We start from the raw sequence: 10,092 nt of genomic DNA on the forward strand, positions 1-10,092 counted from the left end.
GGTCAGGCGGAGGTGGAGGGTGGGGAGAGGCAGGCGGAGGGCGACCAGCGAGCCCGCAGCCAGGTCGGGCGCCACCGCGAACGCGGGCAGCAGGGCCATGCCCACGCCCTGCCTGGCCCACGCGCGCATGACGGCGACGCTGCCGGCCTGGACGCGTTCGACGGCCGGGCCGAAAAGCCGGTCGGCGGCGAGCGCGAAGGAGCAGGACGACGCGGTGTTGACCAGCAGCCGCTGCCCGTCGAAGTCCGCCGGGACCAGACCGTCCGCGCCGGCCAGCGGATGGGCGGGGGAGCCGACCAGGACCAGCGGGACCGGATCGAGGTCGAGGAAGTCCAGCGGGCCGGCTGAGGGAACGGGGAAGCCCAGGCCGCCCAGGGCCTTCCCCGTGTCGAGCACCAGCACGGCGTCGAGCTCGCCCGCGCCCGCCGCGGTGAGCAGCGCGTCGCGCGACGGGTCGGAACGGACCTCGACCCGCAGCCCGGGCCGCCGTGCGGCGAGCCTGGCCAGGATCGCCGGAACGATCTCCGCGGCGATCGACTCCAGCGCGCCGAGCCGTACGGTCGTCACCTCGCGGGCCGCGGCATCGGCGGCGACCACCTCGCGGCGGGCCTGTTCGGCCTGGTCGAGCAGGCGCCCTGACCAGGTCAGCAACTGCTCACCGGCGGCGGTGGTGCGCATGCCGCGCGGGTCGCGGACGAAGAGCTGTACGCCCAAGGACCGCTCCAGCGTGCGTACGGCCTGCGACACCGAGGAAGGCGCCAGGCCGAGGGCGACCGCCGCGTCCGTGACGCTCCCCTCGCGGACGACGGCCTCGAAGGTCCGCAGCTGACGCAGTTCCATCGCTCACTTCCCGGTCGGTGCGTTCGGCGCGGCCGAACGCGGCGTGCGGCTGTGCCGGTGGAGGCGCTGTCCCGCCCGGCCGCACTCTGACAGGCGTTCCCCGTAAACCTGCGATCCGGGTGAAACCGGACGACCGGAGTGGTGATGTCTGGCGTGTCCCCCGCCCCGAAACCGTACGCGCTGTTCGGTATCGCGCTCGGCTACTTCATGGTGCTCCTCGACATGACCGTGCTGTCGGTCGCGGAGCCCGACCTTTCACATGCGCTGGGCGGCTCGGTCGCCGGGCTCCAGTGGGCGGTGACCGGCTACACCGTGGCCTTCGGCGCGCTGCTCCTGTCCGCGGGGGCGGCGGCCGACCGCTACGGCGCGCACCGGCTCTTCCGCGGCGGGGTCGCCGTCTTCGGGGCCGGATCGCTGCTGTGCGCGGTCGCGCCGAACCTCTGGACGCTGGTCGTGCTGCGCGCGGTGCTCGGCGCGGCTGCCGCGGCCTGCGTGCCCAGCTCGATGGCCCTGATCACCCGGCTCCACCCGGAACCGCGCAGGCGGGCCCGGGCGGTCGCGGTGTGGGCCGCGGTCAGCGGGGCCGCGCTCGCCGCCGGGCCGATCGCGGGCGGCCTGCTGGTCGGCCTCGCGGGCTGGCGGGCCGTCTTCCTCGTCAATGTGCCGATCGCCGCGCTCACCCTCGCCCTGGTGTCGGGAAGCGCCGTGCGCTGCCCGGCCGCGCCCGCCCGGCGCATCGATTACGCGGGGCAGGTACTCGGCTGCGTGGCCGTCGCGCTGGGCACGGATGCGCTGATCGCGCTGGGCGGGCGGAACTGGTCGCACACGGCATGGGCCTTCGGCGCGGCAATTGCGGCGGGCGCGCTGTTCGCCGCGCGGGAGCGCCGCAGTGCCTCGCCGGTCCTGTCCCGGGCGGTGCTGCGGGCGCCGGGCATGGGCGCGATGCTGCTGGCCGGTGCGGCGGTCGGCTTCACTTTGAGCGGTGCGCTGTTCGTGCTGCCGCTGCTGCTCCAGCAGCGGCTCGGCTACAGCGCGGTCGGCACCGGCCTGGCTTTTCTGCCGATGACGCTGCCGACCGCCTTCAACCCGCTGCTCACCGGCCGCATCGTGGCCCGTACCGGGCCGCGCGGGCCGGTTCTGGCCGGGCTGTGCCTGCTCGCCGCCGGGGCCGGCGCCATGGGGGCCGTCGTATGGGCCGGGGCGCCCTACACCCTGCTCGCAGCCGGGCTCGCCGCGGCCGGGTTCGGCGTCTCCTTCGCGCTGCCCGCGCTGACCACCGCGATCATCGCTCTCGCTCCGGAGGGTGCCGCGGGTGCCGCGGGAGGCCTCTTCAACGCGCTGCGGCAGCTCGGCGCCACCATGGGTGTCGCCGTCCTGGGCGCCTTCGTCACGGTCGCTCCGCACCGTGGCGCGGGCCGCGCCGACCGCGGTATTGCGTGGGCGCTGCTGCTGGCCGCGGCGGTCTGCGCACTTGCCGCGGCCAGTGCCGCGTGGCGCAGGCCTGAGGGGGTGCCTCTTTCGGCAGGTGCGTATCCGACCCGCCGTCGTGGCTTGTCGCGCAGTTCCTCGCGCCCCTGAGGAGCTGCCCCTTGCGGTGGCACCTCCCACTTGCGGCGCGTCCCGGCCGCCCTCGCAGTTCCCCGCCGCCTCCCACAACCCCGGCCACTACGCCACCCCCTGGCCGGAAGACTGCGCCCCGCACGGGGAGCGCATCCCCTGGCGGCCCGAGCCCCCGCAGGGGCGCAAGGAATTTCCGCCCACCCCCGTGGCGCCGCAGCCTGGCATGCAGCGCGCTGTCCGCCCGGCGGGACGTGCCTTGAAGGGGCGCGAGGAACTGCGCGCGCAACCACAGCGGCGCCGCAGGCAAGCACGCACCGCAAGGTTCACCCCCGGAGCACGGGAACCGCGCGGTCGGTCCCGGGCGTGGCGCGCTGTCCGCACGGCGGCCCGAGCCTCCCAGCTGCGCGGGGAACTGCGCGCCCAGTCACGGTGCCGCCGCGGACAAGGGCGTACCGCAAGGGCACCCCCCGAGCAAGCGGCCCAGCGAACGCGCACCCCCAGCAGCCGCGCGACCAGCGAATAGGTGCGGTTCGGGCACGTGGCGCGCATCGTGGAACGTAGCTGGGTGACGGCCGGAACGGGCAGGAGGGACGGGGATGCACGACGACCCTCCGGCGGAAGCCGGTGCGTGGGCGTGGGACGCCCTGCTCAACGGCACGGCGGCCGGCGTCGCCGTACTGGACACCGATCTGCGCTATGTGTACGTCAACCCGGCGCTCGCGCTCATGAACGGGCTCGACGCGGACGCGCACCTCGGGCGGACGATCGCCGAGATCATCCCCCGGGTGGACGCGGGCGTCGAGACCTTGCGCCAGGTACTGGCGGACGGCCGCACCCGCGAGGTCGTGTCGAGCGGGCAGACCCGGGCCGAGTCGGCGCACCGGCTGCGGGTGTGGCGCGGCAGCTACCACCGGCTGGAGGACGCGGAGGGCCGGGTGCGCGGGCTGGGCGCGGTGGTCTTCGAGGTGAGCGCTGACCGCGAGGTGCGGGCGGAGCTGGAGCGGACCAGGGAGCGGCTCCAGCTGCTGGACGCGGCCGCGGTGCGGATCGGCCGGACGCTGGAGATCGACCGCACCTGCCAGGAGCTGTGCGACCTGCTGGTCGAGGTGATCGCGGACGTGGCGACCGTGGAACTGCTGGCGATGACCGGTGCCGAGGGCCGCCGGCCGCCGCCCGGCGGGACGGTGCGGCTGCGCCGGGCCGCGATGGTGGCGGTGCCGCGGCTGCGGGAGTCGGTGCAGCAGTTCGGCGTGCCGGGCGAGTACATCGACTACCAGGCGGGCTCGGCGATTCCGCGCTGCCTGGAGACGGGCCGCGCGATGACGTACAACGTGCCGGCCGACCCCGACCTGCGCAAGTCCGCGCCGAACGCGGCCCGGGTGGCGGCGTACCGCGCGGCCGGCATCCACTCGGGGCTGGTGGTGCCGCTGGCGGCGCGCGGGGTGCAGCTCGGCACGGTCACGCTGATCAGGGCCGGCTCCTCGCCGGCCTTCGGCGAGGAGGACGCGGCGGTGGCGACGGCGCTCGCCGACCGGGCGGCTATCAGTATGGACAACGCCCGCCGCTACAGCCGCGAGCACGGCATCGCCGTGGACTTGCAGCGGGCACTGCTGGCCGCGCCCGGCACCCCGCATCCGCAGATCGACGTCGCGAGCCGCTATCTGCCGGCCGGGGCGATGGATCTGGTGGGCGGCGACTGGTTCGACACGCGGGCGCTGCCCCACGGGATCACCCTGCTGGCGATGGGCGACGTGATGGGCCACGGCGTCGGGGCGGCCGTGGAGATGAGCCACTACCGCTCGATGCTGCGGGTGGTCGCGGGCGAGGGCGACCCGCCGGACCGCATCCTGCGCCGGATGGACACGCTGCTGGCCGCGGCGGGCACCGAGCGCCCCGCCACCTGCCTGCTGGCGCTGGCCGACCCCGTACACGGCGGTTGCTGGTTCGCCAACGCCGGCCATCTGCCGCCCGCCATGATCACTCCTGACTGCCGGGTACGGCTGCTGGACGTCCCGCCGGGGCCGCCGCTCGGCGCGGACCTGCGCGGCCGGTACGAGACCGTGTACGTACCCTGGCCGGCCGGCGACACCCTGCTGCTGTACACCGACGGCCTGGTCGAGCGGCGCACCGAGGACATCGACACGTCGCTGGCCAGGCTCGCGGGGGGGGGGGGGCCGCCCCCCCCCCCGCCCCCCCACCCGCCCCCCGCCCGGAAATCTGTCTCTTATAAAANCCCCCCCCCCCCCCCCCCCCCCCCCCCCCCCCCCCCCCCCCCCCCCCCCCCCCCCCCCGGCCGGGCCGCTCGACGCGCTGCTCGCCCGTATCGTGCACCGGCTTGCGCCGTCCGTGGCGGAGGACGACGTGGCGCTGCTGGCCGCCCGCGCCCGGCCGCCGTTCGGGTCCCGCTTGTAACCTGGGGGCCAGCGCCGTCGTCGTACGGGCCCTGTGGGCGGGCCGTGCGGGAGCGGGAGGAGTGCGGCATGACCGAGCGCAAGCCGCCCGGCGTCTCCTTCGAGACCTGGGCCGACAAGCAGATACGCGACGCCGAGCGCCGCGGGGATTTCGCGGCCCTGCCGGGAGCGGGCAAGCCGCTGCCGTCGCTGGACGCCCCCTATGACGAGCTGTGGTGGATCCGCGGCAAGATGCAGCGCGAAGGACTGTCCGCGCTGCCGCCGTCGCTGGTGCTGCGCAAGGAGGCGGAGGACGCGATGGAGGCCGTCGCCGCGGCGGCCACCGAGGCGCAGGTCCTGCGGATCGTCGCGGCGATCAACGACAAGCTGCGCGACGCGCTGCGGCGGCCCCCCGAGGGACCGCCGCTGGGCCGCGGGCTCTTCGACGCCGAGCAGGTCCTTGCGGACTGGCGGGCCGCCAGGGCCGCGGAGGCGGCGGCGGGGGAGGAAGCGGCTCCGGCGCAGGAGCCGCCCGTTTCCGAGTCCCAGGGCAGGGGCGGCTGGGGGCGGCTGTTCCGCAGGTCCCGCTCCTCCTGATAGGCAGGGCGGGTGCGTTTCGAATCCGTTCCCGTGCCGCAGTCCGTCGACGCCAGGCCGCGCGATGTGCGCGGCTATCCCGTGCCCGCCATCACCCCGTGGGAGGGCGACCAGCCGCAGTTCGCGCTGACCGACTACGAGCGCAGCGCGAACTGCGCCCGGGAGCGGCTGTGCTCCGTCTGCAATGTGCTGATGCCGCGCGGCCCGGTCTGGCGGGTGGTGGGCGCAGGCGAGAGCGCCGCGATAGCCGAGGCGCTGGCCGCCGGGCGGCCGTACCGCAATCTCGCGGCCACCCTCGAGGGGCCGGGGCACCGGCCGTGCATGCTCTACGCCTCGATGGTGTGCCCGTATCTGGCCAGGCCCAACGCCCGGCGCGGTACCAGCGCGCGTACCCCGGACGACATGACGGCGCATGTGGTCCGGGGCGCGGTGCGGGGCTCCATGGGTGCGGTGGTCGGCTTCGCCGACTACGAGTTCGCGGTGACCGCCTCGCAGGTGGTCTTCCGCTTCGTCGGCGTGGTGGAATTCCTGCCGCACGACGTCGCCGACGCCCATCTCGACACGCTGCGGGCGGAGCTGGCCGACCGCCCGTAGCGTGTCGCGGGTCAGCCGCGGTAGGCGGGCAGGCCCACGTAACCGGACACCTTGACCGGCGCCTTGGAGCCGTTGGCGGGCAGCGTCACGATGCCGTTCGGGGTGCGGGCGGCGACGGTGCGGCCGTCGGGGGAGAAGGCCGGCTCGGTGTAGTCGGTGGTGGCGTTCGGCGTGAGGTCCTTGAAGACCGGGCCGTTGTTGCCGGACGTCTCCCGGAAGAGGTGGTCGTGGCCGCCGACGGAGCGGACGAAGACGAAGCCCTCGTCGTCGCCCGGCGCGAACGCGGGCTCGGAGCCCTTGGCGATCGCGGAGCCCTGCTGCCGCAGGTAGTCGTCGCGGATGTAGACCTGCCCGTCGGCGGTGTTGGCGTAGACGGAGGTGCCGTGGGTGCCTGCGGCGCTCGGCCATACATTGCCGGTCTGCGGCAGCTGCTTGATGTCCTCACCGGAGTAGTGGTTCAGGCTGAGCACGGCGGGCTTGGCATTGTGGCCGGTCGCGGGGACGCCGTAGAGCTTGGCCACGCCGTCCTTGCGGCCGGCGAAGATCAGCTCGTTCAGCCGCGGAAGGCCGTTGTCGGGGTCGGCGGGCCGCACCTGCCAGGTGGGGTGGGACCAGGTCTGGCCGCCCGGGTTCTTCGCGACGACCGTACGGCCGCTGCCGTCCGGGTTGCTGACGACGAGGTCGCCGTCGCCGTCCACGAATGCCGCCTTCCTGCCGTCGGGCGACCAGGCCAGGTCGCGTACGGCGGTGCCGAAGTCGACCCGGGTGCCGTTCATCACGACGAAGCGGGTGCCGTCGCTGATCGTCAGGCCGTTGTGGGCGGTGCCGTTGAGCGGCGGCGCGGACGCCGGCGCCTTGCTGACGACAGGCGTGGCGGTGGCTCCGCCGCCGCTGGTGCCGCCACTGCCGTTCGGGGTGCCGGTGCTGGTGCCGCCGGTGCCGTTCACGGTGCTCGTCGCCGACGGGTTGGGGTCGTCGCCGGTGGCGTCCTCGGGCCCGCAGCCGGTCAGCAGAAGGCCGAACCCCGCGGTGATGCTCGCGGTGAGGGCGATGGCGGTGGCAGTGGCGCGGCTTCCGGCGCGAACGGTCATGACGGCTTCCCCCGGTAAAATATGACGTGTCATGCTGCGGCGCGATCCGCGCCGACGGTGAGTCATACGATGCCCGTGCAACGTCCCTCCCCTGTCCGGCCGTTGTCACGCCCGTGCAACAGCCGGACCGCGCTCTGTCACCACCGCCTCCGGCCGGCATTCCGGTGGCCATGGGCGGCGCGGCACGGGAAGCCGTCGCAATGGACCGCGGGTTCGCCATTACGCTGACCGTCCCGACGACCCCGAGCCGCAGGAGACGCCGAACCATGCAGGCGCACGACCGGCCGGGGCTGATGCACGACCAGTGGCTTGTCGTCGGCGCGGTCGCGGCCGGCGGTGTCGGCGGGGCCTGCGCCCGTTAGGGCGCCGCCCTGCGGTGGCCGCAGACGCCCGGCACATTCCCATGGACGACGTTCTGGGTGAACGTCACCGGATGCGCGGTCATCGGCGTCCTCATGGTGCTGATCACCGAGGTGTGGGCCGCGCACCGCCTCGTACGGCCGTTCTTCGGCACCGGTGTGCTCGGCGGCTACACCACCTTCTCCGCGTACGCCGTCGAGACCCGCCGCCTGGTCGACGCCCATCAGGCGGGCACCGCCCTCTGCTACGCCGCCGCGGCCCTCGTGGCGGCCCTCGCCGCTGTAGGGGCCGCGGTGTGGGCGACCCGCGGGGTCCTGGCCCGCAGGGCACGATGGGACATGTGACGATCAGTGAGACGGACAACGACGGCGTGCACCGGCGGCTCTCGGGCGCCGCGCTGCGGATGACGGTCCTGCTCGGTGAGAGCGACCGGTGGCACCACAAGCCGGTCTACACCGAGATCGTGCACCGGGCGAAGCGCGCCGGGCTCGCCGGGGCCAGCGTCTTCCACGGCATCGAGGGCTTCGGCGGCTCCTCGCTGATCCACACCTCCCGGCTGCTCTCGCTCAGCGAGGACCTGCCGGTGGCCGTGGTCATCGTGGACACCGAGGAGCGCGTCCGCGGCTTCCTGCCCGAGCTGGACGAACTCGTCGATGAGGGAATGGTGGTCCTGGACGCCTGCGAGGTCGTCCGGCACACCGCCAGGACCGGCGGCGCCGCGTCATGAACTGGCTGCTGGTCATCGCCGGCGCGGCCGTCGGGGCGCCGATGCGCTACCTGACCGACCGGGCGGTCCAGTCCCGGCACGCCTCGGTCTTCCCCTGGGGCACCCTCACGGTCAATGTCGTCGGCTGCCTGGTCCTCGGCGCCCTCACCGGCGCCGCCGAGGGCGCCGCGTCCGCACGGCTGCACCTGCTGATCGGCACGGGGCTGTGCGGGACGCTGACCACGTACTCGACCTTCTCGTACGAGACGCTGCGGCTCGCGGAGAGCGGCGCGAAGGCGTACGCGGCCGGGAATGTGCTGCTCAGCGTGGCTGCCGGGCTCGGTGCCGCGTTCGCGGGGGTGACGCTGGGCACCGCCTTGTGGGGGTGACCCGGCGTGCCCTGGCGGGCGGTCACTCGTTGTCAGCAACATGAACGTACGCCGATTCCTCAGCAAGGCGGCGGCAGGCTCGGTCCTGCTCGCCGCAGCCACGTCCGCGACCGCGACGGCTCAGGCCGCCGACCTCGCCGGCACCCTCACCGGTACCGCCGTGACCGCCCAGGCCGCAGGTGAGCAGGCCGCGACCGCGACACACGGAGTGCTCGCGCAGACCGGCGTCGACAAGAAGGTCTCCGCCGTCAAGAAAGCCGTACAGGCCGGGTCTGACGCCGTCAGCGCCGGCAACGAACTCGTGAACTCGTAAGCCCCCGCCGCCACCGGTCCCCGCACGACACCCGTCGTGCGGGGACCGCCGGTCTCCGCCGGGGCCGTCAGGACGTCAGCGTGCCCACCGGGACCAGGCAGTGCGCGGCCGTGCGGAGTACGGCATCGTCCGCCGCGAAGGCCTGCAGCGCGGCCTCGGTGACCGCCCGGCCGGGTACGGCCTCGGGCCACGGCCGGCTGGCGAGGATGACATAGACCGTCCCGCGGTCGCGGGCGGCCGCGACCCACTGCTCGGGGACGGGGCAGGCCACATGCAGATACGGCATCGTCAGGACCGCCTTGCCGCCTTCGACCAGCACCTTCACCGGGGACTTCGGCACCTGGGCGACATCGAGGACGGCGCCGCCGACCGGAAGCCCGGCCTCTTCCGCGACGGTGAGCGCGGCGGCTTCCGAGCCCTCGTGGCCCGCGACGCCGTCACCGAGGGTGTAGGCCATCAGGAATGCCATGTCGTTGCCGTCTTCGAGGTGTTCGCCTGCCCACGGAATCACCACGAGGGTGCCGAGACGGCTCATCAGTGACGTGGCGGACGCGGTATTGGTCTGGGTCATGCGCCGGACCCTAACGGCCGGAAGCGGTGGCCCGCCTCGTCTGTCACTCCATCGGCGTAATCCGATACCGAATCACTGGTTCAGCTCAACTTGCGTGACTATTGGTGATCTCCTCCCGTTGCGCATTGCGTCAAAGCCGCAGCTGTTTGCGGCTGCTTTTTTCGTCTCAGGGAGATCTTGATGTCGCGTATCGCAAAGGCTGCGGCTGTCACCGCCGCCGCGGGTGCCGTGCTTGCCGGCGGAGCCGGGATGGCCGCCGCCGACGCCGGCGCCGCGGGCGCTGCGGTCGGTTCCCCGGGTGTGCTGTCCGGCAACCTGCTCCAGGTTCCGGTGCACATTCCGGTCAACCTCTGCGGCAACACCATCGACGTGATCGGCCTGCTGAACCCCGCGTTCGGCAACACGTGTGAGAACATCTCGGCCCCGATCGTGCCCCTGCAGGGCGCGGACGCGTACTAAACCCGCACCGGCGCGGCCTCCCGTCACCTCGCGTACGGGAGGCCGTCTTGCGTTGCGCGCGTGCCTCGGCCGACCACTGCGGATGCTCGTGCGTCAGCCTGCTGGCTTGTGGGTCGGTCTTCCTGCTTGCGTCCTTCGCGGGCGGCCTCGTGCCTCGGCCGGCCACTGCGGATGCTCGTGCGTCAGCCTGCTGGCTTGTGGGTCGGTCTTCCTGCTCGCGTC

General features: G+C 73.9%; 10 protein-coding genes and 1 pseudogene. 8 read left to right on the top strand and 3 right to left on the bottom strand.

From position 1 onward, the window contains the following. Nucleotides 1-840: LysR family transcriptional regulator (locus V7E46_RS24505; protein WP_333770437.1), on the bottom strand; the 840-nt coding region annotated here is incomplete at its 3' end. 144 nt (nt 841-984) lie between these two features. Here V7E46_RS24505 and V7E46_RS24510 point away from each other — a divergent pair. The 3 genes from V7E46_RS24510 (at nt 985) to V7E46_RS24520 (ending at nt 5,981) form a co-directional block, all read left to right on the top strand. Beyond that, on the top strand, nt 985-2,418 hold the full coding sequence (locus V7E46_RS24510; protein ID WP_333770438.1) for an MFS transporter: 1,434 nt from the start codon (nt 985-987) through the stop codon (nt 2,416-2,418). Between the two features lie 578 nt (nt 2,419-2,996). Beyond that, nucleotides 2,997-5,387 (top strand): DnaJ family domain-containing protein, encoded by a 2,391-nt coding sequence (locus tag V7E46_RS24515; protein WP_333770439.1) that lies wholly within the window; start codon nt 2,997-2,999, stop codon nt 5,385-5,387. 12 nt (nt 5,388-5,399) lie between these two features. After that, nucleotides 5,400-5,981 carry a hypothetical protein gene (locus tag V7E46_RS24520; RefSeq protein ID WP_333770440.1) on the top strand — a complete coding sequence of 194 codons (582 nt, stop codon included), beginning with the start codon at nt 5,400-5,402 and terminating at the stop codon, nt 5,979-5,981. Between the two features lie 11 nt (nt 5,982-5,992). Here the strand turns inward: V7E46_RS24520 and V7E46_RS24525 are convergent, their stop codons facing one another. After that, nucleotides 5,993-7,072, bottom strand: a complete 1,080-nt coding sequence (locus V7E46_RS24525) for a hypothetical protein (RefSeq protein WP_333770441.1) — start codon at nt 7,070-7,072, stop codon at nt 5,993-5,995. A 266-nt stretch (nt 7,073-7,338) separates the two neighbouring features. Between V7E46_RS24525 and V7E46_RS24530 the strand changes: the two are divergent. The 4 genes and pseudogenes from V7E46_RS24530 to V7E46_RS24545 all read left to right on the top strand — a co-directional run bounded on the left by V7E46_RS24530 (nt 7,339) and on the right by V7E46_RS24545 (nt 8,840). Beyond that, nucleotides 7,339-7,776, top strand: a pseudogene (locus tag V7E46_RS24530) (fluoride efflux transporter FluC). A 59-nt stretch (nt 7,777-7,835) separates the two neighbouring features. After that, on the top strand, nt 7,836-8,159 hold the full coding sequence (locus tag V7E46_RS24535; protein ID WP_333770454.1) for a DUF190 domain-containing protein: 324 nt from the start codon (nt 7,836-7,838) through the stop codon (nt 8,157-8,159). Then, nucleotides 8,156-8,527, top strand: a complete 372-nt coding sequence (crcB, locus tag V7E46_RS24540) for a fluoride efflux transporter CrcB (RefSeq protein ID WP_333770442.1) — start codon at nt 8,156-8,158, stop codon at nt 8,525-8,527. The genes V7E46_RS24535 and crcB overlap by 4 nt, the downstream gene beginning before the upstream one ends. A gap of 40 nt (nt 8,528-8,567) precedes the next feature. Next, a complete protein-coding gene (locus tag V7E46_RS24545) occupies nt 8,568-8,840 on the top strand; it encodes a hypothetical protein (RefSeq protein ID WP_329177194.1) in 273 nt (90 codons plus the stop codon). 67 nt (nt 8,841-8,907) lie between these two features. Here V7E46_RS24545 and V7E46_RS24550 read toward each other — a convergent pair whose 3' ends face one another. Continuing rightward, nucleotides 8,908-9,411, bottom strand: coding sequence for a DUF5949 family protein (locus V7E46_RS24550; RefSeq protein ID WP_333770443.1), 504 nt, complete (start codon nt 9,409-9,411; stop codon nt 8,908-8,910). A gap of 180 nt (nt 9,412-9,591) precedes the next feature. Between V7E46_RS24550 and V7E46_RS24555 the strand changes: the two genes are divergently transcribed. After that, on the top strand, nt 9,592-9,870 hold the full coding sequence (locus V7E46_RS24555) for a chaplin (RefSeq protein WP_329177197.1): 279 nt from the start codon (nt 9,592-9,594) through the stop codon (nt 9,868-9,870). The last annotated feature ends 222 nt before the right edge of the window (nt 9,871-10,092 follow it).

The organism is Streptomyces sp. IBSBF 2435, from assembly GCF_036815005.1.
GTDB lineage: Bacteria > Actinomycetota > Actinomycetes > Streptomycetales > Streptomycetaceae > Actinacidiphila.

Bases quoted from the DNA above. Each gene is read 5' to 3' on its own strand.
- V7E46_RS24510 (WP_333770438.1), top strand. From the start codon at position 985: ATGTCTGGCGTGTCCCCCGCCCCGAAACCGTACGCGCTGTTCGGTATC.
- V7E46_RS24525 (WP_333770441.1), bottom strand. From the start codon at position 7,072: ATGACCGTTCGCGCCGGAAGCCGCGCCACTGCCACCGCCATCGCCCTC.
- V7E46_RS24535 (WP_333770454.1), top strand. From the start codon at position 7,836: ATGACGGTCCTGCTCGGTGAGAGCGACCGGTGGCACCACAAGCCGGTC.
- crcB (WP_333770442.1), top strand. From the start codon at position 8,156: ATGAACTGGCTGCTGGTCATCGCCGGCGCGGCCGTCGGGGCGCCGATG.
- V7E46_RS24545 (WP_329177194.1), top strand. From the start codon at position 8,568: ATGAACGTACGCCGATTCCTCAGCAAGGCGGCGGCAGGCTCGGTCCTG.
- V7E46_RS24550 (WP_333770443.1), bottom strand. From the start codon at position 9,411: ATGACCCAGACCAATACCGCGTCCGCCACGTCACTGATGAGCCGTCTC.
- V7E46_RS24555 (WP_329177197.1), top strand. From the start codon at position 9,592: ATGTCGCGTATCGCAAAGGCTGCGGCTGTCACCGCCGCCGCGGGTGCC.